Origin of the sequence: Aestuariimicrobium sp. T2.26MG-19.2B (assembly GCF_950101875.1) — a bacterium.
GTDB lineage: Bacteria > Actinomycetota > Actinomycetes > Propionibacteriales > Propionibacteriaceae > Aestuariimicrobium > Aestuariimicrobium kwangyangense.
Map to the genome: position 1 here is coordinate 356,860 of NZ_CATNLW010000001.1, position 23,170 is coordinate 380,029.

Consider the following 23,170-nt stretch of genomic DNA (forward strand, 5'->3'; position numbering starts at 1 on the left):
GCGGCTGACCGGGCACTCGGGTCAGGTGGCCTCGGAGTCGTACGGGGCCACCGACGCGAGAGCGAGTTCACCGGACGATGACGACCCGTCCGACCGGACCGCGGACTCGACCTCCGAGGTGATCGCCTTCAACTCGTCGGCGTCGTCCTTGAGGTCTTCCTTGATGCTCTCGACGTCCTTCTTGATGTAGTCGACCTCGTCCTGGATCTGGTCGAGCAGGTGCTTCTGGATGAACGTCTTCGGGTTCAGGTCGGCCGGTGTCAGGTCGGCGTACTCGGGCCCCAGTTCGGCCTTGAGCTGGGCGGTCGCCCCGTTGGCGATGTTGCGCAGGAAATGGACGACCTTGGCCGCCTTCCTGGCCATGTCGGGGATCCGCTCGGGCCCGAACATGACGATGGCGAGCACCACCAGGAGGATGAATTCGGGGGCCCCAATGTCCAGCACGCCTCACAGGCTATAGCGCCGACCCAACTGGCACCACCGCGCCCGCCCCTCGGCGTCACCGTCCCCCGAACAGCCGCTTCAGCCCTGCACTGGCGCGCTGCCAGACACCCGTGCGAGCGGGACCGGCGTGGGGCAACTGCTCGGCTGCCCGCGCGGCGAGTTGGTGGCCGCCGTTGGTGGTCACGGTGTAGACCACCCGATCGGACTGCCAGGACATCAGCACCCGGTCCTGGGTCACCCCATAGGTGACCGAGTCGTCGTCGTTCCACCGACCGAGTTGCTGCATGACGCTCACCCGCAGGTCCCCACGCCCGTAGATCGCGTGCACCACGCTGGGACGATTCGGCGAGTCGGTCGAGATCTGCAGCAGCGGCAGCCCAGCCAGTTCTGGGGCGCAACTGAACCCGTCGCCGCACATCTGGCTGGTGGCGCTGGCGACGGTCGCCGGGGCCAGCGACAATTGCAGTTGGTCGTTGGGCTGGGGCTGCTCGACCAGCGTCGACGGGGTGAAGCTGGTGAAGCCTGCCGAACGGATCAGCGTCTGGTCGGGGTCGAAGGCCTCGGCCCACATCACCACCCCCAGCGCCTCGGCGACCCACCAACGCACCAGCAGGGATCCGTCACCCCGTCGGGCCTCGAGCAGGGTGGTCGTCTGGCCGGCGATCTGGCCACCCTCCGACACTCTGAAACTGGCCGCGCCCATGGGCAGCAGGGTCACCTCGTTCGGCGTCGGATCGACCACCAGCCCCGACGAGACCACCCCGCCCCGACGATCGAGCACGTCGAGGTGGAGCGGTTCACCGGGCTGGTGCACCACGCGGACGTTGGCCTGGACGAACGAGGTACCGCTGCCCAGCATCACCCGTTGCGAGCCGGTGTAGCCCAGCGAGTCACGGTCGGTCAGCAGCAGCCGCGCCGTGGCCGGCGAGACAGGCGTCCACTCCAGCGACGACAGCGGGTGCGGCGACCGCACGGTGGGACGGGTGTCGAGCCGGCCGGTCGGCGCCGCCTGGACCGCGGTCATGGCATAGGCCACGGCACCCGTGCCCGTGGAGAGGTCGTACTCGCGACTGGCCTGCTGCCGGGCGTCGCGCACGATCGGCAGTTCAGGAGCGACGAGGTATCCCAGACCCAGCAGGATGACGCAGGCGACCAGCATCGTCGCGCTGCCCGACAACGCCCGGGTGCGGCGCACCGCCCGAGGGCTCGGCAGCACGCCCGTGCGGGTCGGTGCGAGCCACAGCGGGGTGTCCGCCTGCCCACCTGCGATCGAGGTGAGTCGGTCACTCAGTTGGGTCGGCACCGACGATTCCTGGGGCCGGGCGGCCAGCACCGAGCGCACCTGGCGCTGGGCCTCGATGTCGGCTCGGCACCTGGCGCAGCAACGCAGATGACGACGAACCTGGGCGGTGGGTCTCGGAGCCAGGGTGCGATCGGCGTAGCCGGCGAGTTCGCTGGCGGTGGGGTGCGGCTGGCTGATGATCACGCCGGTCCCCTCGACCTGTCCCGGGACTGCACCGTCCGGCCGGTGGCCGTCCTGTCCTGGCCAACCCGGTCGTGGGGGACGAACTCGAGGGCAGACCTGTCGATCGGTCCCAGGTCGAGCACGTCGTCCAGCTCACGGGCCTGCCCCGGCTGTTCGTCGGGAGCTCCCTGCACGCGGGTGTTGCCCGCGGTCGGACGACGATGGGCGAGGCTGGTGCGCAACTTCTCGCGCCCCCGGTGGATGCGACTGCGCACCGTCGTGACCGAGACGTCGAGGATCGAGGCGATCTCGTCGTAGCTGAGTCCTTCGATGTCGCACAGCACGACGGCCACGCGGTGCTCCGGGGTGAGCTCGGCCAGAGCTCGCGTGATGTCGTGGTCGAGGTCGTGGTCGGGCGCCTCGCCGGTCGCGGTGACCCGCTCCTGCGCCTCAGCCATCGGGTCGAAGCGAATCTTCTGCCGACGCCGGGTCTGGTCGATGAACAAGTTCGTGGTGATGCGGTGCAGCCAGCCCGTCAACGTGCCCGGCTCGAAGGCGTGGATCGACTTGAAGGCACGGACGAAGACGTCCTGGGTCAGGTCCTCAGCGTCGTGCTGGTTGCCGGTGAGGCGGAACGCAACCCGGTAGACCATGTCCGAGTGGTCCCGGACCAGTTGCTCCCAGGTGGGGGTTTCGGGGTCGGGAGCCGGGGGCGCCTGATCGTTCCCCGGGGCGGCGCCTTCGGTCTGGGTGGCTCCCTGGACAGGGATCGGCTGGAGGCGCAGCGGGTCCTCCTCGGGTGCCTCTTCGCGCAACCCGAGTACGGCGTCGACCGCCTTGCGAGCCCTGCCGAACACTCGTCCCCTCTCCGCCGGACGCGACCAGCCTGACAGACGAACCTGTGAGCCTCCTGTGAGTGGCAACTCCCCAGTGCCACCCACAGGAGACTCACCTGAAACAACGCCTGGGGACGCAGAATGGTTGCACGGGGAGTTCAGCTGACAGCTGATTCACAGCCAGCCGGTCGGGCCTCAGTGGGCGCGAGCGACCTCGAGCGCGGCCAGGAACCCGGAGACGAGTTCCTCAGCGGGCGGCACCATCGGCAGGCGGAGGGGCCCGGCGGACTGCCCGAGGGCTGTCAGGGCGGCCTTCACCATGGTCACCCCTTGTGCGGCGAAGACACCGGTGAAGACCGGCAGCCACTGCTGGTGCAGCTGGCGGGCCAAGGCGACGTCACCGGAGAGGTAGGCGCCCACCATCGCCTTCATGGCCGGGGCGGAGAAATGCGTGGAGGTGCCGACCACGCCCACCGCACCGATGGACAGCAGCGGCAGGGTGAGCGGGTCGTCCCCGCTGTAGTAGTCGAGGTCGCTGAGCGCCATCACCATGGACGAAGCGCCCAGGTCACCCTTGGCATCCTTCACGGCCACCACGGTGGGCAGGTCGGCCAGGCGCACCATCGTCTCGGTCTCGATCGCCACACCGGACCGATGTGGGATGTCGTAGACCATGATCGGCAGGTCGGTGGCGGCGGAGACCACCTCGAAGTGGGCCAGCAGGCCGGACTGGGGAGGCCGGGAGTAATAGGGGGTCACCACCAGCAGTCCGTCGACGCCGCAGTCGGCAGCCTGGCGGGCGAGCTCGCAGGTGTGATCGGTCGAAAAGGTGCCGACCCCCGCCACCACACTGGCCCGGTCACCGACCTCGTCGACGACGACCCGCAGCAGGTCGGCCTTCTCGGCATCGGTGGTGGTCGGGGACTCCCCCGTGGTGCCGTTGACGACCAGACCGTCGTTGCCCTCCTCGTCGACCAGGCGGCGCGCCAAGGCCCGCGCGGAGTCGAGATCGAGTGCCCCGCCATCGGCGAAAGGGGTGACCATGGCGGTCAGCACACGACCGAACCGTGGCGTGGCGGACTCTGCTCTCCCGGCATGGATCATGGCGTCATGCTAACGCTAGGCTGACCGGGTGACTCGCAACCAGCAGTGGGATGGATCCAGTGGTATCGACGCCCTGTCATGGGGGTACGCCGAGGACTACGTCGAGCCCTCGGACGAACTCCGCCAGGCCACCCTGGCCGGTTCCGACCTGGGTGTCGAGACCCTGTCGAACGGCGTGACGACGGCACTGACCTTCCTCGCCACCGCGATCCGCGCCAAGCACGTCGTGCAGGTCGGCACGGGGTCGGGCTCGGCCGGTCTGGCTCTGTTCGCCGGCATGACCCACGACGGCATCATCACCTCCATCGACACCGAGGGCGACCGCCAATCGGCCGCCCGCCAGGTGTTCACGTCGGCGAAGATCGCCAGCAACCGCTTCCGCCTGATCGCCGGGGTGCCGCTCGAGGTGCTGCCCAAGCTGCGCGACGGTGCCTACGACCTCGTCTTCATCGACGGCGACAAGCTCGAGTATGTCGAGTACGTCGCCCAGGCCCTGCGCCTGTTGCGCCACGGCGGCATGGTCGTGGTGAACGACGCGCTGTGGCGTGGGCTGGTGGCCCACTCGTCCAACGAGGACGACGAGACCGTGATCATCCGTGAGGCGTTGGCCTCCGTGCTCGACACGGAGGAGTTCACCCCGGTGCTGCTGCCGGTGGGCGGCGGGCTGCTCGCCGCCATCAAGGCCTGACCCCGCCCCACGAAGGCCCGAACGCGCCCCACGGGCCGCGCGTCACCGAGCGGGTGGGATCACCATCCCCTTCTCGACGACGGTGATGCCGTTGTCAGAGATGGTGAACCCGCGGGCACGGTCGGCCTCGTGGTCGAAGCCGATCTCGACGTTGTCGGGAACCACCACGTTCTTGTCGATGATGGCGCGCTGCACCCGGGCTCCTCGTCCGATGTGAACACCGTTCATCAGGATCGAACCGTCGACCTTCGCCCACTTGTGGATGTAGACGTTGGGGCTCAGCACCGAGTGGTCGACGTCGCCGCCCGAGATGATGCACCCGTGGCTGACGATGGAGTCCTCGGCCGTGCCGCGCAGGGTGAACTTGGCACCGGGGGCCTGCACCTGGTGTGACCAGATGGGCCACTCGGGGTTGTAGAGGTTGAACTCGGGATCGACACTGACCAGGTCCATGTGGGCCTCATGGTAGGCGTCGATGGTGCCCACGTCGCGCCAGTAGTTGCGGTCCTTGTCGGTGGACCCGGGGACGATGTTCTGCGTGAAGTCGTAGACCTGCGCCTGCCCCTTCGCGACGAAGGCGGGGATGATGTTCCCGCCCATGTCATGACGGGAATTCGCGTCGGTCGCATCGCTGTGCAGCATCGCCACCAGGGCGTCGGCGGAGAAGACGTAGTTGCCCATCGACGCGAACGACTCGTCCGGGCTGTCCGGGAGGCCGGGCGGGTCGGCCGGCTTCTCGAGGAACTCGTTGATCTTCGAGTCAGTGGCAGCGTCGATGATGCCGAAGGCGGAGGCCTCGCTGCGCGGCACCCGAATGCCCGCCACGGTGCAGTCCAGCCCCGAGTCGATGTGGGCCTGCAGCATCTGCGAGACGTCCATGCGGTAGATGTTGTCGGCACCGAAGACGACCACGTAGTCGGGGTTCTCGTCGCGGATCAGGTTCATCGACTGGAAGATCGCGTCAGCCGATCCCTGGAACCACTGGGGCCCGGTGCGCTGCTGGGCGGGTACGGCTGTGACGTAGTTGCCCAGCATGGTCGACATGCGCCACGTCAGTGAGATGTGTCGGTCGAGCGAGTGGGACTTGTACTGGGTGAGCACGGCCACCTGCCGGAGCTCGGAATTGACCAGGTTCGATAGCACGAAGTCGATGAGTCGGTAGGTGCCACCAAAGGGAACGGCGGGCTTGGCGCGGTCAGCGGTGAGGGGCATCAGGCGCTTGCCCTCGCCACCTGCCAAAACGATGGAGAGCACGTTGGGCCGCTTCATGGTCATGGCCTGAACCTAGTTCCCAGCGGTACCCCCGACAAGGACTTTGCCAGCTATTGCCCAGACTCTGGCGGATTTCCACGCACCAGCCTGCACCCCCGAGCTGGTGTGCTGAGATCAGGCCATGAAGGTCTCGATCCTCACCCGCGAATACCCACCCACCATCTACGGCGGCGCCGGTGTTCACGTCGCCCAGTTGGTGCCCCAACTCGCACGTCTGGTCGACGTCGACGTGCAGTGCATGGGTGAGCCGCGTGAAGGGGCGACCGCCCATCCCGAGACCTTCCCCGAAGGGGCCAACGGTGCCATCCGCACGTTGGGCGCCGACGTGTCCATGGCCGCGGCAGTGCCTGAGGTCGACGTCGTCCACGCCCACACCTGGTACGCCCAGTTCGCCGGCATCATCGCGTCGAGGTACCAGGACATCCCCTTGGTGGTGACCGCGCACTCGCTGGAGCCTGACCGCCCCTGGAAGGTGGAGCAGCTGGCAGGCGGCTACCGGGTCTCGTCCTGGATCGAGCGGACCGCCTACGAGAACGCCGACGCCGTGATCGCTGTCTCGTCGGCGATGATCACCAACATCCGCAATGCCTATCCCTTCGTCGAGCCCGAACGCATCCATGTGGTGAAGAACGGCATCGACACCGATGAGTTCCACCCGGTGGACGAGTCCGACGTGTGCGCCCGGATCGGCATGGACGTGAACCGACCCAGCGTCGTCTTCGTCGGTCGCATCACCCGTCAGAAGGGGCTGGTGCACCTGGTGCGGGCCGCCCGCCGGTTCCACCCCGACACCCAACTGATCCTGCTCGCCGGCGCACCCGACACCCCCGAGATCGCCGCCGAGTTCAACGAGGCCTTCGGGGTGCTCAAGTCCGAGCGGGGAGGCGTCGTGTGGGTACAGGAGATGCTGCCCCGGGCCGACGTGCGGCAGGTGTTGTCGCACGCCACGGTGTTCGCCTGCCCCTCCATCTATGAGCCGCTGGGCATCGTCAACCTCGAGGCCATGGCCTGCGAGACGGCGGTCGTGGGCTCGGCGGTGGGAGGCATTCCGGAGGTCGTCGTCGACGGGGAGACAGGCCTGCTCGTGCCCTACGACCCGAGCCGCGCCGACGATCCCGCCTTCATCGCCGAGTTCGAGTCCCGGTTCGCCGACCGGGTGAACGAACTGACCGCCGACCCCGACCGCGCCTGGGCGATGGGACGAGCCGGGCGGCAGCGCTGCATCGACGAGTTCAGCTGGGAGACCATCGCTCGCCAGACGGTGGCGGTCTACGAGGCGGCACAGGCGCGACACGAGCGCCTGCGAACCCCGTAGCAGGGCCACATCGCAGGGCCACCCTCGCTGCTGGCCCGAAAGCTGGGTGCCCGCAGCCGGCCCCGATGCGCAAAAACCGGCACGACCCGTGGTGGGTCGCGCCGGTTTCTCCCCTCGGGAATGCCCCCGCGGGGCATTCGGCTCGTGGAGGGATTCAGACCGTCGGAAGGTCTCGTGGGCTCAGCCCACGACCTCCTTGAGGCAGTTCAGCAGATCGGTCGCCTCGGTCTGGTTGAGTTCCACCACCAGGCGACCGCCACCATCGACCGGTACACGCATGACGATGCCTCGGCCTTCCTTCGTGACCTCCATGGGTCCGTCGCCAGTGCGGGGCTTCATTGCTGCCATGTGTGCACTTCCTCACTCGTTCCGGGCAGGTGTTCGTCGCCCATTCTGCCGTATCGGGGTGCCTCCGCGCCCACGGGGCGCTCGGAGAGCTGCCATGACAACCGTGCGAGCACCTCGTCGACCTGCGAGGTGGACACCCCGAAGGCCACCAGGGAGAAGCTCGACTCGGCCACCTCACGTGCGGTCACCCTCACTGCCTCCTCGATGGGCTCGTCGGAGGCCTGAGCGGGCGTCTCGTCGGGGGCGTCGAGGCATCGCGCCACCCTGGTCAGCAGGGCGCGTACCTGGCGTGGGTGGTAGCCGCGGGGAACGGTCGCGAAGTGCAGGGCCCGCACGTCGGCGGCGGTGAAGTCCCCCTCCGGCAGCCGTGGCACGGGACGGTCGTCCACCACGTCGGGTTGGCTCCCGAAGTGGCCGTTGCCCAGCAGCCAACTGATGACACCGACCAGCAGCACCAGTCCGAGGATCGCCCAGGCCATCAGGGCTCCCGCGACCAGGTGGTGACGTGGCGGACAGCGTCCTCGACGTCATCGGTGACCCTCACCAGATCGAGGTCGGGCGGCGAGATGTACCCATCGGCCATCGTGTGGTCACGCAGCCAGTCCAGCAGTCCGGTCCAGTAGTCCGACCCGAACAACACGATGGGGAAATGTTCGATCTTCTGGGTCTGCACCAAAGTGATGGCCTCGAACAATTCGTCGAAGGTGCCCATTCCTCCGGGCATCACCACAAATCCCTGGGAGTACTTGAGGAACATCACCTTGCGAGCGAAGAAATAGCGGAAGTTGATGCCCAGGGAGACGTGGTCGTTGAGGCTCGACTCGAAGGGGAGCTCGATGCCCAGGCCGACGGAGGTGCCCCTGGCAGCCAGCGCGCCCTTGTTGGCGGCCTCCATGATCCCCGGCCCCCCACCGGTGATGACGGCGTAGCCCGCCTTCACCAGTTCGGAACCCATCCGCTCAGCGGCCTGGTACGTGGGGTGGTTGGGCTGGGTGCGGGCGCTGCCGAACACCGAGATGGCAGGCCCCAGGTCGGCCAGGGTGCCGAACCCCTCGACGAACTCGGCCTGGATGCGCATGACCCGCCAGGGGTCGGCGTGCAACCAGTCCGATCCCTGCCCCGACCGCAGCAGGCGCTGGTCGGTGGTGGAGTGCTGCACCTGCTCGTTACGACGGATGACGGGGCCTTGGATGACCGAACGGCCCCGTCCGGGCGCGTTGTCGACCAGTCCACGGTCGCGTGAGACGGAATCACTCATGCCCGCGCCCCCAGCCACCGCGTCAGGGCGGCGTGGCAGGTCTCGAGGTCGGCCACGGGGCAGAACTCGTCGTCGGCGTGGGCCTTGCCGGGGTCGGCCGGGCCGAAGTTGACCGCTGGCACACCCAGCTCGGCGAACCGGGCGACGTCGGTCCAGCCGTACTTGGCCCGCGGCGTGCCGCCCACTGCCGTGATGAACGCAGCCGCGGCCGGTGCCCGGAGCCCGGGGCGGGCACCTGGGGCCAAGTCATCACAGCGGTAGTCGAGACCCTCGAAGAGGTGCCGCATCAGCCCGTCGGCCTCCTCGGGGGTCTTGTCGGGGGCGAACCGGTAGTTGACGTCGACCTCGGCCCAGTCGGGCACGACGTTGCCCGCGATCCCGCCACGGACTGCGACGGCGTTCAGACCCTCGTGGTAGAGCAACCCGTCCACCTCGATCTCACGGGCATCGAACGTGTTGATTCGGTCGAGCACCCGGGTCAGGTCGTGGATGGCGTTGTGACCCAGCCAGGACCGAGCCGAATGGGCGGCCACGCCGCGGGTGCGGATCGTGAACCGCATCGTGCCCTGGCAGCCGCCCTCGACGACGGCGCCGGTGGGTTCCATCAGCACGGCGAAGTCCGCGGTGAGCAGGTCGGGGCGGTTGCGGCCGAGTCGTCCCAGACCGTTCCTCGCCGACTCGACCTCCTCGTTGTCGTAGAAGATCCAGGTCACGTCCCGCACCGGCTCGGTGAGCTCGCAGGCAGCCTTGAGGGCCACGGCCACGCCGCCCTTCATGTCGCAGGTGCCCCGGCCGACCACCCGGTCGCCTTCGAGCTGGCTCGGCAGGTTGCCGGCGACGGGCACCGTGTCGAGGTGTCCGGCGACGACCACTCGTTCCGACCGGCCCAACTGCGTACGGGCCACCACGGCATCCCCGTCGCGGATCACCTCGAGGTGCGCGTGACCGCTGAGCGCGCGCTCGACCTCGTCGGCGATCATGCGCTCGTTGCCACTGACGGACTCGATGTCGACCAGCGCCCGTAGCAGGGTGACGAGATCGCACGAGGGGTCGAGCAACGGCCCCGCGGCGGCTGCCGTGGGGTCGTCCACGAGGGGATCGGTCGGGCGGGGTGGGGCGGTGTCGGGCATGCTGCCGAGCCTAGTGCGACAGATGTCCGCAGCACGCCCGGATAGCATGGCCGCCATGACCGACGCACCCGCCGCCGCTTCCTCGACCCCGGGCCGCACCGCCTGGGCCTGGGGCCTCGCCACCGTCCACGACTCCTCCGACCAGGTGCTCGACACGTGGTACCCCGAACCCGTCCTCGGGGGCGAACCCGCTGCGGCCGCCCCCCAGTGGCTGACCGACCTCGAACTGCTGGACGAGGACCGTGGGGTACGGCTCGAGGTGGTGCTGACCAGGATCGTCCTGGACGAGGCACCCGCCACCACCGCGGACGCCTACCTGAGACTGCACCTGTTGAGCCACACGCTGGTGCCACCCCACGGGCTCAACCTTGACGGGATCTTCGCGGTCCTGCCCAACGTCGTCTGGACCTCACAGGGCCCCTGCGCCGTCGACGGGTTCGAACAGACCCGGGCGACCCTGCGCGCCGTCCACGGGCACGTGACGGTGTTCGGGATCGACAAGTTCCCCCGCCTGGTCGACTACGTCACTCCGCGCGGCGTCCGCATCGCCGACGCCGACCGGGTGCGACTGGGCGCCCACCTGGCGGAGGGGACGACCGTGATGCACGAGGGGTTCGTCAACTTCAACGCCGGCACGCTGGGTCACTCGATGATCGAGGGACGCGTGAGCGCCGGGGTGGTCGTCGGAGACGGCAGTGATGTCGGCGGCGGCGCCTCGATCATGGGCACCCTGTCGGGCGGCGGCACCCAGGTGATCTCCATCGGAAAGGGGTGCCTGCTCGGAGCCGAATCGGGTCTGGGCATCTCGCTGGGCGACCACTGCGTCGTCGAAGCGGGGCTCTACGTCACCGCCGGCACCAAGCTCACCACCCCGGACGGAACCCAGGTGAAGGCCTCGCAGCTCAGCGGCCAGTCCGACCTCCTGTTCCGCCGCAACTCCCTGACCGGCGCGGTGGAGGTGCTGCCCCGCAGCGGGGGCGCCGTGCAACTCAACGCGGCGCTCCACCAGAACTGATGCCTGACCACGACGGACGACCCCCAGCGGCCCCCACCGGACGGAAATCGACCCTCGCCCCGCTGCTGGGCTGCGGGGTCATCCTGGTGGTGGTGGCCGTGCTGGTCTTCGCCGTGTTCCAGTGGCTCCGGCGCCAGGAGATGCCGCAGGTGGTACCTCCTGCCAACCAGTGCGTGGTCACGGTGGGTCCCGTGACCTACTCGATGTCGCCGGAGCAGGCCAAGTGGGCGTCGGTGATCGTCGCGGAGTCGATCAGGCGTGGGCTGCCCGCCCGGGCCGCCTCGATCGCGTTGGCCACGGCGATGCAGGAGTCGGGTCTGCGAAACCTCGACCACGGCGACCGGGACTCGGTGGGGCTGTTCCAGCAGCGCCCGTCGCAGGGATGGGGCAGTGTAGACCAGATCATGGACCCGTGGTACGCGTCGGGGAAGTTCTACGAGCACCTGGTCAAGGTGGCCAACTGGCAGACCGGTGACATCAACGACGTGGCCCAGTCCGTCCAGCGCTCGGGGGTGCCCGACGGGTACCGCAAGCACGTCGAGAACGCGAAGGCGCTGGCCAGCGCACTCACGGGGCACTCCCCCGGCGCGCTCACCTGCCTGAACCGGGACTCCCCCGAGACACCCGAACCCGTGGTCATCACCCAGGTCTTCGGCACCGGCCTGAAGGCCAGGGCCAGCCTGAAGCGTTCAGGGGACCGGTGGACGATCACCGCCAGGAACCCCCAGGACCTGTGGGCGGCGGTGAACCTCACCCTGGCCACCATCGACGAGACCCCGATCGGCTCGATCACCGTCGCGGGACGCACCTGGCAACATGACCCCGACCACCTGGCCGTCTGGTCACAGGCCACGGCCTCGCCGACCCCGGCCGCCGGTACGGCGACCCTCACGGTGACCGGCAGCACACCCCAGCCCTCGGCCAGCCAGTCCTGACCCGGGTGCCGCCCAATCGGGCTGAGCGAACCCCGACCACAGGGCGATCGGGGCGAGACAGGCGTACCTCGGCGTAGTTGGATGGACGCGAGTCGAACCCCAACACCCAGGAGTGTGCACATGACCCAGAAGTCCGAGATGCCAGGGTTGACGGTCGGCCTGGTGGGTGCAGGCGGCATCTCGCCGGCCCATGCCGCAGCGTGGAAGGCCGTAGGTGCCGCCATGCGGGTGTACTCCCTCGAAGGGGCAGACCGGTTCGCCGACACCCACGGGGCCACCCGGGTCGACAGCTTCGACGAACTGATCGCCACCTCGGACCTGATCTGCGTCATCACGCCGACCCCGAGCCACGCTGCTCTGGTCGAACGGGCACTGCGCGCGGGCAAGGACGTGGTCTGTGAGAAGCCGTTGGCCCGCACGACCGACGACGCCAGGCACCTCGTCGGTGTGGCCGCCGAGACCGGACGACGCCTGTTCCCCGCCCACGTCGTGCGCTGGTTCCCGCAGTATGCGGCCGCGCAGCAGACCGTGGCCGCGGGGGGGCTGGGCGACTTGGCGGTGCTGCGGTTCACCCGGGCCGTGCCCTACCCGTTCGACCGCGGGTGGTACTCCGACCCGGTGCAGTCCGGCGGCATCACCATGGACCTGATGATCCATGACCTCGACGAGGCCCTGTGGATGGCGGGCCCGGTGTCCACTGTGTACGCCCAGCGTCGGACGGCCTCCGAGCCCCATCCCACCGAGACCGCCCACGTGGTGCTCACCCACACCTCCGGCGCCATCAGCCACTGCCGAGGTCTGTGGACCGTCCCCAAGGCACCCTTCTGGTACACGTTCTCCGTCTCGGGAACCACCGGACAGCTGCGCTACGACTCGCGCGACGAGGTGGGCTACACCCTCACCACGTCACCGGACGACCCGCCACGACCGAGTCCGAGCACCGTCGCCCTGGCAGGAGATCCCTACTCGGCCGAGATCGCCGACTTCGTCCGCGCGTGGCGCACTGGCGAACCGGCGAAGGTGAGCGCGGAGGACGGACTGGTCGCCGTCGCGCTCGCCGAAGCGGCCGAGCTCAGTGCCGCGACCGGCGCTACCGTCGACTTCCCCACGTTCCTGAAGGGATCCCAGGCATGACCCAGACCCAGCAGCAGACCACCCGGCAGGCCGACGAGCAGGAGTCCACCTCGATGCAGGGCGACCACACCGACCAGCGCCGACTCAAGGTCGCCGTGATGTCCTTCGCGCACACCCATGCCGCCGGCTACGTGCACCTGCTGCAGCAGGCGGGGGTGGACGTGCTGGCGTGCGATCCGGACCGGGTCTCGTCGGCCGACCACGAGGTGCGCGGCGCGGACCTCGCCGCCCAGCTCGGAGTGGCCCACGTCGACACCTACGAGGAACTGTTCGCGTGGGCGCCGGACGCCGTGGTCATCTGCTCCGAGAACACCCGCCACCGCCAGGACACCGAGCTCGCCGCCGCGCACGGCGTGCACGTGCTCTGCGAGAAGCCCCTCGCCGTGACGGCCGCGGACGCGCGCGCGATGATCGATGCCTGCGAGCGCGCCGGTGTGCTGTTGATGACCGCCTACCCCGTGCACTTCTCGCCCGCGGTGACGGCCGCGAAGCAGGCGATCGCCGAGGGAACGCTCGGGCAGCTGATCGGCGCCGTCGGTACCAACAACGGCTACTGCCCCGTCGGGGCCCGGCGCTGGTTCCTGGATCCCGAATGGTCGGGAGGCGGTGCCCTGGTCGACCACACCGTGCACGTGGCCGAGCTGCTCGACTGGCTGACCGGTGATCGTCCGGCCTCGGTCCACGCCGTCAAGAACCAGATCATGCACGCCGACCTCGATGGGGTCCTGTGCGAGACGGGTGGTCTGGTCACCATCACCTATGAGCAGGGCCTGGTCGCCACCATCGACTGCTCCTGGAGCGTGCCCAAGGGAGCCCCCACCTGGGGTGGGGTCACCCTCGAACTGGCCGGGACCAACGGGGTGCTCGAGATCAATCCCTTCGCCCAACGGGTCGGTGGTTGGGACGGCAACGCGGGTGGGCGTGACTTCTGGCTGCCCTACGGCGCCAACCTGGACGACGGACTGCTGCGCACCTTCATCGATGCGGTGCAGGCTCGACGTGCCGGTGAGGCTGTGGAGTGGCCGTCGCCCGACGGTCACGTCGGCCTGCGGACCGCCCAGATCGTGGAGGCAGCGCAGGTCTCGGCCCGCGAGCACCGCGTGGTGCAGATCTCGGAGCTCGCCTGAGCCCCAACCCGGGAACTCGTCGCCAGACGGCCCCGCTGGCCCGGATCGGGGATGGCGGGGCGATCTGGTGACGAGCTTCCGGGTTGGCGGTGTGAAGACGCCTCAGCGGAAGTCGGCACCCAACCGCTCGACGGCCGCGGCGATCCGCTCGTCGGTGGCGGTCAGGGCGATCCGTACGTGCTGGCGTCCGGCGTCACCGTAGAAGTCGCCGGGGGCCGCCAGGATGCCTCGTTCGGACAGCCAGTCGAGCGTCGTGCGGCAGTCCTCACCGCGGGTGGCCCACAGGTAGAGCGAGCCCTCGGAGTGGTCGATGCGGAAGCCGACTCGCTCCAGCGCCGGTCGCAGAAGAGCTCGCCTGGCGAGGTAACGGTCCCGTTGCTCGGCGACGTGGGCACGGTCGGTCAGCACGGCCTGCATGGCCGCCAACACGGGCGTGGGCAGCATCATGCCGGTGTGCTTGCCCAGCGCCAGCAGTTCACGGACGATGGCCTCGTCCCCGGCCACGAAGCCAGCCCTGTAGCCCGCGAGGTTGGACTCCTTGGAGGTCGACATGACCGCCAGCAACCCTCGGGTCGATCCGTGGTTGATCGAGGTGTCGAGCACGGAGTGGGCAGGGGCGTCCCAGGCGAACTCGCCGTAGCACTCGTCCGAGGCCAGCACTGCTCCTGATGCGCGGGTCGCGTCGATCCAGGCGCGCAGGTCGTCGGGGCCGAGGATCGCGCCGTGGGGGTTGGCCGGTGAGTTGATCCACACCAGTCGGGTGTTGGCGGGCAGCCCCTTCGGGTCGTCGCACTCGACGACCGTCGCCCCGACCAGTTCGGCGCCCACCCGGTAGGTGGGGTAGGCCGTCGTGGGGATGACCACGACGTCGCCCTCCCCCAGGTTCAGCAGGGTGGGAAGCCATGCCACCAACCACTTGGTGCCGATGACGGGCATCACCTGCGTCTGCGCCAACTCAGCCGCGTTCCAGCGTTCGCGCAGGTGGCCGATGATGGCCTGCCTCACGGCGGGGGTGCCCCAGACCTGGGGGTAGCCGTGCGCGTCCGAGGCTGCGGTCAGGGCATCCCTGGCCACGGCTGGGGTCGGATCGACGGGGGTGCCGACCGAGAGGTCGACGATGCCGCCGGGGTGTTGCTCGGCCCGCCGCCTGGCGGCAGCGATCGTGTCCCACGGGAAGTCGGGCAACTGCGCCGACAAGGCCCCCCGACCGGTCACCGCGTCGGCGGTCACTCGCCCTGGGGCGGCATGGCCTCGACGACCGGGTGGTCCTTGTCGAGGGGTCCCAGCTTGGAGGCGCCGCCGGGGGAACCGAGGTCGTCGAAGAACTGCACGTTCACGTCGTAGAACTGCTTCTGCTCGGCGGGGACGTCGTCCTCGTAGTAGATGGCCTCGACGGGGCAGACCGGCTCACAGGCACCGCAGTCGACGCACTCCTCCGGGTGGATGTAGAGCATCCGGTTGCCCTCGTAGATGCAGTCGACCGGACACTCCTCGACGCAGGCGCGATCCTTGATGTCAACGCAGGCGGCGCCAATGATGTAGGTCACGAGGGTTCCCTTTCGTTACGTGCTCCGTGGTTCACGACTGTACCGCTCCGACAACCCGGGGGGCAGTCGCCGTTCCGGCCTGTGAACCAGCCGCGGTCAGCTGGCGCACTTGATCTCGTCGCCGGGGCTGTAGCGCCAGAAGAACTTCTCGGTGCGCACCAGCGATCCGCCCTGGTAGAAGAGCCGGCTGTAGTGCACGTCGAAGCCCCGGATGGGTGCCTGGTACTCACACTTGGGGTCCTTGCTGGTGATCACCTTGCCCGTGGTGAAGTTGGACTTGACCAGGTCGGACGACTTGACCGTGTAGATCTTGGTCGACCAGATGCGCACCGTGATCGAGCCCATGCCCCCTGGGGCGGCCTTGTTCACGTAGGCCTGCACCAGCACGCCGTAGTTGGTGTTGTTGCGGAACTTCAGGTCGAGTGACCCGTAGTAGACGGTCGCCTCACGTCCCGCGGGGTAGCGCGGGAAGTAGAGGGAGTGCGGATGGTGCTCCACGTCCTCGAGACCGGCGAAGAAGGCGGCGTTGTAGGTGGTGGTCGCCGACTGCGAGACGCCCCCGCCGACCTCCTTCTTCAGCACCCCACCCTCGATGACGTAGCCGTCGATGTAGCCGTTGCCGGCGGTCCGCTCGCCCAGCACCCGGTTGAGGCTGAACGTGTCGCCGGGCTTGAGGTAGGTGTTGTTGATGCCGGCGGCAGCATGGGAGAGGTTGTTGTTGCGGTACTCCGCGTAGGGGAACTGCGTGGTGAACTCCCCGGTGACCTCCTTGACGCCCGCCTTCTGGGCGTCCGCAGTGGTGTAGGAGGCCGGCACCTTGGTCACCTCGACGACAGCGGTGCGTTCGGCGCCCGTCCGCGCCAGCACCGGCTGCACGGCCTTGATGAAGTTCGCCTCGGTGACCCCGCGACCGTCGATGGAGGGGACGACCACCGGCTTGCCACCCTGCAACTGGATGCTGGCGTTGCGTCCCTGGGGGTACTTGAGGGTCGCGATCGAGTCCTGCGAACCGGCGAACAGCTTCTTCATGTCGGTCGAGACCGTGAACGTGGTGCCCGTCTGCTTCACCGTGGTGCTGGCCACCAGCGCCTGCAGCGGCACCTCGAAGGCCTTGCCGTCCCTGGTCTTCAGCGGGATCGGACCGGACAGCACCGGCGACAGCTGCTGCTCGGCCACGGTGGTGACCGCCTCGGTGGTGATCTGCGGGTCGCTGGTGGTCAGGGGGGCGTCGACGCTGGTGCGTTCCAGCCAGGCCTGCCGCACCTCGGCCGTTGCCTTGTCGACGTCGAGGGACTGACCCTGCACCGCCTCGGTGATCTTGGCCTTCCCGCCCACCACGGCGAGCGAGGCGTCCCGGGGCTCGACCGCGAACTGCGGGGCCACCGCCGTCACGGCCGCCTTCAGCTTGGCCGGGTCGGAGGTGGTGACCAGATCGAGGGAGCCACCGCCGCGCAGCACGTTCACGATGTGCAGCGGGCTCCAGGATCGTCCGGCACCTGCAGCCCGAACGGTGGCGGCGTAGTCGACCGACAGGCCGGCAGCCGCGGGCTTGATCGAGGCCTGCTTGTCGGGCCCCTTCAGAATGATCGCGGCCTCAGCCTTGGGTGCGATCTGCTTCTGGAGCTTCTGCTCGGCCTCCTGGGCAGGCATGCCGCCGATCGGGATTCCCTGTACCGAGGCGTTCTTGGGGGTGTTGTCCCCGGCCATCACGTATCCGACGGCGTAGGCCGCTCCTGCGATGACCACGAGCCCCCCGACGACGGAGGCTCCCACCACGGCGTGCGGACGGCGACGGCGCGCTCCTGGGGCTCGACCGGCACGGGAGACATGGTTCTGTGACAAGAGGCACCTCTGCTGCGGGGTATGGGACGTCGTCCAGCGCCCCAACGACGGCACCCACGACTCGTGGCCAGATTCTACGTGGCGATGGCGTCAGTCCAGAATCGGGGAATTCTGGTTGACTGACTGACATGGCGATCACCGTGCGTCCGTTGACCGATGACGATGCCGAGGCCACCCAACTGCTGCGCCACGAGGCCTTCGGCTCCCCCCTGTCGAAGAAGAACACAGCCCAGATCTCGAAGCCACCCTCGTACTGGTTGGGGGCCTTCGACGACGACCGCCAGGTGGGCCGGGCGGGAGTGCGTGACATCTCCTCCTTCTGGGGCGGCACCGAACTGGCAACCGCAGGAGTGATGAGCGTCACCACCGCGCAGGAACACCGCGGCCGGGGTGTGCTGAGCCCGCTGCTGCTGCAGGCCCTTGCGGACGCGCGCGAGCGAGGGGCGGTGGTGGCAACCCTCTTCCCCACCGCGAACGCCATCTATCGCAGATTCGGGTTCGAACTCGCAGCCGAACTCACCCGCGTCAAGGTGCCCACCATCGAGCTGGGCACGCTCACCCCACCCGAAGGTGTGACCCTGGGTCGGGCCACCGAGGACGACGTCCCCGCCCTCGACGACCTGTACCACCGCTGGGCGATCCAGCAGAACGGGCCGGTCAACCGCACCGGCCCCCTGTACGAGTCGAAGCCTGCCAAGCGGGTGAAGGCGCACACCGGCATCACCGTGGCGCGCATCGACGGCCAGGTGGCCGCCTACGCCTCGTGGAACCGTGGCCACGGGTACGGCGAAGGTGCCGAACTGTCGGTCCGGGAGTTCGTCTCGCTGTCATCGCTGGCCACCCAGGCCCTGCTGGCGATGTTCGGGACTAACTCCCCGGTGCTGCCCCACACCGTCTTCCGCACCTCCGGCGACGACGGCTTGAGACTGGTGCACCCGGCGGCGACCTGGCACGTGGTCGAGAGGTTCCCGTACATGGTGAAGGTGCTGAACCTCCGCGCCGCGCTGGTGCCCCGCGTCTGGCCGGAGGGGTTGGACTGCGAACTGCCGTTCCGGGTCACCGATGACAGCATCGACACCATCACCGGCGACTGGAAGCTGCGGCTGGAGGACGGCCACGCCACCGTCACCCGGATCGGGAGACTGGGTGCCCACTCAAAGCGGCTCAACCCGGTCGAGTTCAGCCAGCGCGGACTGTCACTGCTGTTCTCGGGTTCCCAGTCGATGTGGAACATCGTCGGGGCCGGACTCGCCGCGGGCGGGGCGACCAACACCTATCCCACCTGGTCGGCCGCTTTCGGTGGTCGCCAGAACCACATCCGCGACTACTTCTGATCCCAGCCGCCCGACTTCTGGCGCTCAGGGATTGGGGCGGGCTGCGCCGCACCGTTGGTGGGCCGGGCGTCGCTGGTCCGGCGATGCCGGGCTCACGGAGCGGGCTGGCTCCAGGGGCCGTGGGTGGGGATCTCGGTCAGGAAGGCGTACTCCTCGACGAGGGGGTCGCCACGGTCCAGGTCGGCGTGCCAGCGGCGCATGTCGGCGAGGGTGGGTGCGGTGGTGCCGGCCCCGGGTTCACGCACCGTCAGACCGCTGACCAGCACCGCGAACCGTAGCGACTGGACGAGCGGCCACCGCGCCAGCAGCCCCGCCGCCAGCCCGGCCGAGAAGACGTCCCCCGCTCCCCCGGTGTCGACGACGGGCCCGGGGACCGCTGCCACGTGCACCCGTTCACCGGTGTCGCGGTCGAGGGCCGACACCCCGTCGGCGCCCATGGTCACCACCGGCAGTCGGACGTGCTCGGAGAGGGCCGTGAGTGCCTCGTCAACGGTCGTCGTCCGGGTGTAGTGCAGCGCCTCGGTGAGGTTGGGCGTGAACGCGTGGCAGTGCGGTAGGTCGGGCAGCGCCGAGAGGTCCCAGCGGCCGCTCTCGTCCCAGCCGATGTCACCGATCACCAGGGCGCCGCGCTGGGCCGCACTGGACAGCCACGGCATCGGGAAGGGCTGCAGGTGGGCCACCACCACCCTGGCGGGCGGCGAAGAGGCGGCGCGCAGCACGCAGCGCCCGGGGTGGGGGGTCTCGGCCGTCACCATGGTGCGGTCGCCGGCGTAGTTCAGCACGATGGTCAAGGGCGTCTGCCAACCGGCGTGCACGAGGCAACCCGAGGTGTCGATTCCCTCGTCCCGCAGTCGGGCGAGACTGCCCTGCCCCACCAGGTCGTCGCCGACGTCGGCGACCATGCCCACCCGAAGGCCGAGCCGACTACCGGCGATGGAGGCATTGGCGATGCCGCCGGGAACCTCGCGGTAGTCGGGGGTGCGCACCTCGGTACCGAAGGCGGGACCCTCATCGGGGATGCCGTGGAAGATGAGGTCGGTGAACACCAGCCCACAGGCCAGGAGGTCGTAGGGGGTCGTCGTCGGTGAGGTCATTGGTCGCTCCCTGACCGCCACGTCACCCTGGCCGGACGGTCGATCATGCTTGCCTCTGATCATTCTTGCGCCCTACCGTCAGGTGGGAAGGAAGGACGCCATGATTCTGTCGATCCTGGGGGGCGGAGGGTTCCGGGTGCCGCTCGTGCACCAGGCGTTGTTGGACGACCGCGAGCCGGGGCGGGTCACCGAGTTGAGGCTGTTCGACTCGGATGCGCATCGCCTCCGTTCGATCGCCGCCGTGCTGGGCGAGCAGTCCTCCGGGCACCCCCACCCTCCCGTGGTGTCGCTGCACACCGAGTTGGATGACGCCGTACGGGGCACCGACTTCGTGTTCTCCGCGATCCGAGTCGGTGGTCTTGCCGGGCGTACCTGTGACGAGACCATCCCGCTCAGGCATGGGGTGATCGGGCAGGAGACAGTCGGGGCCGGGGGCGTCGCGTATGCCCTGCGCACCCTGCCCGTCGTCCGCGCCATGGCGGAGAGGATCGCCGCCCTGGCCCCCGAGGCCTGGGTGATCTCGTTCACCAACCCGGCCGGCATGGTCACCGAGTCACTGGTCGACGTGCTGGGCGATCGGGTGATCGGTATCTGCGACTCCCCCGTCGGTCTGGCCCGACGTGCGCTCGGCGCCCTGGGCGTCGCGCCCGCCGACCGGTCGCGGGCCGAGATCGGCTACGTGGGGCTCAACCACCTCGGCTGGATCCGATCCCTCGTCCTGGACGGCAGCGACCAGTTGCCGCGGTTGATGGCCGACCCTGCGGCACTCGAGTCGTTCGAGGAGGGCCGCCTGTTCGGCTCCGACTGGCTGCAGAACCTGGGCCATCTGCCCAACGAGTACCTGCACCACTACTACTTCACGCGCGAGGCGCTGGCCGCCGACCACGGCGCCACCCGAACCCGGGCGCAGGTGATCGAGGCCCAGCAGCGGGAATTCTACGGCGTCCCCGACCCCACTGCTCCGGGGGCACTACGGCGGTGGGACGACTGCCGCCTCGCCCGCGAGACCACCTACATGGCGTCCAATCGCGAGGCCGCCGGGCACTTCGAACGCGACCCGGACGACCTGGTCAGCGGGGGCTACGACCGGGTCGCGCTGGCCATCATGCACGCCATCGCCCACGATCGTCCCGCGACCCTGATCGTGAACCGACCCAACGGTGACCGGGTGGGCGAACTCGACGCCGACGCCGTGATCGAGGCACCCTGCCGGGTCGACGCCGCAGGGGTGCACCCGCTGCCCACCGGACCCCTCCCCCGACACGGGGTCGGTCTGGTGACCCAGGTCAAGCAGGTCGAACGGACCACCATCGAGGCATCCCGGATCGGGAGCCGGGCGTTGGCCTGGCGGGCCATCGCCCAGCACCCGCTGGTCGACTCGGTCGCGGTCGCCCGCAGCATCCTCGACGACTTCCTCGCCGAGGTCGACGGGCTGCAGTACCTGCGCTGATCCCGGCCCAGACCCCGGGCCCGTCAAACCGGGCTCGCGGTCAGCGCAGGTCGAACCGCCAGGGAAGGGCCAGCGGGCCGCTGATCTGGGCCCATTCCCCACCCAGGCCGAGAGCCCGGATCGCCTTCGGCAACAACGCCTCGGGGCCGTCCGCGACGGCCACCTGAGGACGACCGGAGGTCTCGGTTGAGTCGGCGGGGATGAACTGCTCGAGCATGCCGAAGGCCGGCACCGTGCGCAGCACCGCCTGGTCGCGATCGACCTCCGCCAGCGCGCAAGCTCGCTGGACGGCCAGTTCGAGGTTGCCGAGGTGGTCGACGAGCCCCCGTTCCAGGGCGTCGGCGCCGGTCCACACCCGACCCTTGGCGACCTTCTCGAGGTCCTCGCGGCTCAGCTTGCGGTCGGCTGCCGCCTTCACCGTGAACTGCTCGTAGATGGCATCGAGCCAGGCGTCCAGCACAGCCCAGTCCTCAGCCGTGAAGTGGTGGTCGGCGGCGAACAGGTCTGCCTTCGGGCCGGAGTTGATGCCCTCATGCTTGAGCGCCAGCTTGTCCAGCAGTCCCAAGGTGACGACCTTGCCCGCCAGCACGCCGATCGACCCCGTCAGGGTGGACGGCGCGGCCACGATCTCGTCGGCACCCATGGCGGCGTAGTAGCCGCCCGAGGCCGCGACATTTCCCATCAGCGCCACCACCGGACGACCCGACTCACGCACCCGGTGCACCTCGCGCCAGATGGTGTCGGAGGCCACTGCTGACCCCCCGGGTGAGTCGATCCGCAGGACGACCGCCTTCACCTTGTCGTCCCGGGCAGCGGCGCGCAGGTGGTCGGCGACGGCGTCACCGCCGGCCTGTTGCCCACCAGGTCCGCCGGGAGCGCCCCGTCCGGTGACGATCGGGCCCCGCAGGGTGACGATGCCCACCTGCGGTGCGTGTCGGTCGACGAGCTGGCGCTTCAGCTCACGGCGCTGCACCTTGGCGTCGTAGCGGTGCACGAACTGCAGGGCGTGCCGGTCGAGCCCCAGTGCCGCGTAGACGTCGTCGTAGACCTGGTCGCGGTAGCCGACCTTGTCGACCAGTCCCAGTTCGACGGCCCGCTCGACGGTGACGGGGCTCTCGTCCATGGCGGCGCGCACGGCCTCGACCTCGAGGCCTCGGCCGGCCGCGATCTGGGCGAGGCACTGCTCGACGACGGAGTCGGCCAGGCGCTGCATCATCTCGCGGTTGGCCTCGCTGATCTCGGTGCCCGCGTACTGCTCGGCGGCCGACTTGTACTCCTTGCGCTGACCGAACTCCGGCGTCAGGCCGACCTTCTCGAAGAGTCCGCGCAGCAGGGTGATCGACAGGTGCAGTCCACCCAGGAAGACGAGTCCCGACGGCTGCACCCACACGGTCCTGGCCCGGGTGGCCAGGGCCACCAGCGGGAGGGCATTGCCCATCTCGCCGAAGGTCTGCGTCCACGCGGTGGTCGGCTTGTGCTCACCGAACTCAGCGATCATGTCGCCCAGGTTCTGCAGGTCGGCCAGTCCGAGTCCCGACGGGGCCACGTGCACGATGAGCCCCTTCACGCGGGGGTCGGTCGCTCCTTGACGGAGTCCCTCGCGTACCGCACCCATCGTGGCCGAGTTGAGCGCCTTCAGGGCGGCGAGTGGATTGTCGGGCGGGGCCACGGTGATCCCGCGAGCCAGGTCGATCTCGAGGATGACGGGTCCGGTGGTGCGGGCTCGGAAGTCACGGGCAGCTGCGATCAGGTCCATGCTGCGAGTCTAGGAAGGCCACGGCGACAACCGGAGCGAGGTCGGACGAAACCGGGACGAGTCAGGGTGCCGGCAC

22 protein-coding genes are annotated in these 23,170 nt (G+C 69.1%); 8 read left to right on the forward strand and 14 right to left on the reverse strand.

Annotated elements, in window-relative coordinates; genetic code table 11:
• Nucleotides 1-21: 21 nt before the first annotated feature.
• The 4 genes from QQZ11_RS01630 to dapA form a co-directional block, all read right to left on the reverse strand.
• Nucleotides 22-444, reverse strand: a complete 423-nt coding sequence (locus QQZ11_RS01630; RefSeq protein ID WP_022909610.1) for a sec-independent translocase — start codon at nt 442-444, stop codon at nt 22-24.
• Nucleotides 445-499: 55 nt separating this feature from the next.
• Nucleotides 500-1,930, reverse strand: a complete 1,431-nt coding sequence (locus QQZ11_RS01635) for a zf-HC2 domain-containing protein (RefSeq protein ID WP_284548315.1) — start codon at nt 1,928-1,930, stop codon at nt 500-502.
• Entirely contained in the window at nt 1,927-2,766 is an 840-nt protein-coding gene (locus tag QQZ11_RS13585; RefSeq protein WP_342395055.1) for a sigma-70 family RNA polymerase sigma factor, read from the reverse strand. The genes QQZ11_RS01635 and QQZ11_RS13585 overlap by 4 nt, the downstream gene beginning before the upstream one ends.
• A 174-nt stretch (nt 2,767-2,940) precedes the next feature.
• Nucleotides 2,941-3,849 carry a 4-hydroxy-tetrahydrodipicolinate synthase gene (gene dapA / locus QQZ11_RS01645; RefSeq protein ID WP_284548316.1) on the reverse strand — a complete coding sequence of 303 codons (909 nt, stop codon included), beginning with the start codon at nt 3,847-3,849 and terminating at the stop codon, nt 2,941-2,943.
• Between the two features lie 28 nt (nt 3,850-3,877).
• Between dapA and QQZ11_RS01650 the strand changes: the two genes are divergently transcribed.
• On the forward strand, nt 3,878-4,537 hold the full coding sequence (locus QQZ11_RS01650) for an O-methyltransferase (RefSeq protein WP_022909606.1): 660 nt from the start codon (nt 3,878-3,880) through the stop codon (nt 4,535-4,537).
• A gap of 42 nt (nt 4,538-4,579) precedes the next feature.
• On the opposite strand, the gene glgC is transcribed toward QQZ11_RS01650, so the two are convergent.
• Nucleotides 4,580-5,812: a glucose-1-phosphate adenylyltransferase gene (gene glgC / locus QQZ11_RS01655; RefSeq protein ID WP_284548318.1), complete on the reverse strand. Its 1,233-nt coding sequence runs from the start codon at nt 5,810-5,812 to the stop codon at nt 4,580-4,582.
• A 118-nt stretch (nt 5,813-5,930) separates the two neighbouring features.
• Between glgC and glgA the strand changes: the two genes are divergently transcribed.
• Complete coding sequence (glgA, locus tag QQZ11_RS01660; RefSeq protein ID WP_284548320.1) at nt 5,931-7,124, forward strand: glycogen synthase; 1,194 nt, start codon at nt 5,931-5,933, stop codon at nt 7,122-7,124.
• Between the two features lie 180 nt (nt 7,125-7,304).
• On the opposite strand, the gene QQZ11_RS01665 is transcribed toward glgA, so the two are convergent.
• The 4 genes from QQZ11_RS01665 to dapE are packed head-to-tail and all read right to left on the reverse strand — an operon-like array spanning nt 7,305 to nt 9,860.
• Complete coding sequence (locus tag QQZ11_RS01665) at nt 7,305-7,472, reverse strand: DUF3117 domain-containing protein (RefSeq protein ID WP_022909603.1); 168 nt, start codon at nt 7,470-7,472, stop codon at nt 7,305-7,307.
• A complete protein-coding gene (locus QQZ11_RS01670) occupies nt 7,460-7,951 on the reverse strand; it encodes a DivIVA domain-containing protein (protein WP_284548321.1) in 492 nt (163 codons plus the stop codon). The genes QQZ11_RS01665 and QQZ11_RS01670 overlap by 13 nt, the downstream gene beginning before the upstream one ends.
• Entirely contained in the window at nt 7,951-8,730 is a 780-nt protein-coding gene (locus QQZ11_RS01675; protein ID WP_026377794.1) for an LOG family protein, read from the reverse strand. Before QQZ11_RS01675 ends, QQZ11_RS01670 begins: the two co-directional genes overlap by 1 nt.
• Entirely contained in the window at nt 8,727-9,860 is a 1,134-nt protein-coding gene (gene dapE, locus QQZ11_RS01680; protein ID WP_284548322.1) for a succinyl-diaminopimelate desuccinylase, read from the reverse strand. Before dapE ends, QQZ11_RS01675 begins: the two co-directional genes overlap by 4 nt.
• Before the next feature lie 55 nt (nt 9,861-9,915).
• Here dapE and dapD point away from each other — a divergent pair, with 55 nt between their 5' ends.
• From dapD to QQZ11_RS01700, 4 genes are all read left to right on the forward strand, one after another.
• Nucleotides 9,916-10,875 carry a 2,3,4,5-tetrahydropyridine-2,6-dicarboxylate N-succinyltransferase gene (gene dapD, locus QQZ11_RS01685; protein ID WP_026377792.1) on the forward strand — a complete coding sequence of 320 codons (960 nt, stop codon included), beginning with the start codon at nt 9,916-9,918 and terminating at the stop codon, nt 10,873-10,875.
• Entirely contained in the window at nt 10,875-11,810 is a 936-nt protein-coding gene (locus tag QQZ11_RS01690; protein WP_284548324.1) for a hypothetical protein, read from the forward strand. The genes dapD and QQZ11_RS01690 overlap by 1 nt, the downstream gene beginning before the upstream one ends.
• 120 nt (nt 11,811-11,930) lie before the next feature.
• Nucleotides 11,931-12,944 (forward strand): Gfo/Idh/MocA family protein, encoded by a 1,014-nt coding sequence (locus QQZ11_RS01695; RefSeq protein WP_284548325.1) that lies wholly within the window; start codon nt 11,931-11,933, stop codon nt 12,942-12,944.
• A complete protein-coding gene (locus tag QQZ11_RS01700; RefSeq protein ID WP_284548327.1) occupies nt 12,941-14,071 on the forward strand; it encodes a Gfo/Idh/MocA family protein in 1,131 nt (376 codons plus the stop codon). The genes QQZ11_RS01695 and QQZ11_RS01700 overlap by 4 nt, the downstream gene beginning before the upstream one ends.
• Before the next feature lie 102 nt (nt 14,072-14,173).
• Here the strand turns inward: QQZ11_RS01700 and dapC are convergent, their stop codons facing one another.
• The 3 genes from dapC to QQZ11_RS01715 form a co-directional block, all read right to left on the reverse strand.
• The gene (gene dapC, locus QQZ11_RS01705) at nt 14,174-15,301 is read right to left on the reverse strand and encodes a succinyldiaminopimelate transaminase (protein ID WP_284548329.1); all 1,128 of its coding nucleotides are present in this window, start codon (nt 15,299-15,301) and stop codon (nt 14,174-14,176) included.
• Nucleotides 15,298-15,618, reverse strand: coding sequence for a ferredoxin (gene fdxA, locus QQZ11_RS01710; RefSeq protein WP_022909594.1), 321 nt, complete (start codon nt 15,616-15,618; stop codon nt 15,298-15,300). Before fdxA ends, dapC begins: the two co-directional genes overlap by 4 nt.
• A gap of 96 nt (nt 15,619-15,714) precedes the next feature.
• Nucleotides 15,715-17,460, reverse strand: coding sequence for a VanW family protein (locus tag QQZ11_RS01715; protein WP_284548330.1), 1,746 nt, complete (start codon nt 17,458-17,460; stop codon nt 15,715-15,717).
• A gap of 128 nt (nt 17,461-17,588) precedes the next feature.
• On the opposite strand from QQZ11_RS01715, the gene QQZ11_RS01720 reads away from it, so the two are divergent.
• Entirely contained in the window at nt 17,589-18,794 is a 1,206-nt protein-coding gene (locus QQZ11_RS01720; protein ID WP_022909592.1) for a GNAT family N-acetyltransferase, read from the forward strand.
• Between the two features lie 92 nt (nt 18,795-18,886).
• Here QQZ11_RS01720 and QQZ11_RS01725 read toward each other — a convergent pair whose 3' ends face one another.
• Nucleotides 18,887-19,888: a carbohydrate kinase family protein gene (locus tag QQZ11_RS01725; RefSeq protein ID WP_022909591.1), complete on the reverse strand. Its 1,002-nt coding sequence runs from the start codon at nt 19,886-19,888 to the stop codon at nt 18,887-18,889.
• A gap of 100 nt (nt 19,889-19,988) precedes the next feature.
• Between QQZ11_RS01725 and QQZ11_RS01730 the strand changes: the two genes are divergently transcribed.
• On the forward strand, nt 19,989-21,338 hold the full coding sequence (locus QQZ11_RS01730; protein WP_284548332.1) for a 6-phospho-beta-glucosidase: 1,350 nt from the start codon (nt 19,989-19,991) through the stop codon (nt 21,336-21,338).
• 40 nt (nt 21,339-21,378) lie between these two features.
• On the opposite strand, the gene sppA is transcribed toward QQZ11_RS01730, so the two are convergent.
• Nucleotides 21,379-23,094: a signal peptide peptidase SppA gene (gene sppA, locus QQZ11_RS01735; protein WP_284548334.1), complete on the reverse strand. Its 1,716-nt coding sequence runs from the start codon at nt 23,092-23,094 to the stop codon at nt 21,379-21,381.
• Between the last annotated feature and the right edge of the window lie 76 nt (nt 23,095-23,170).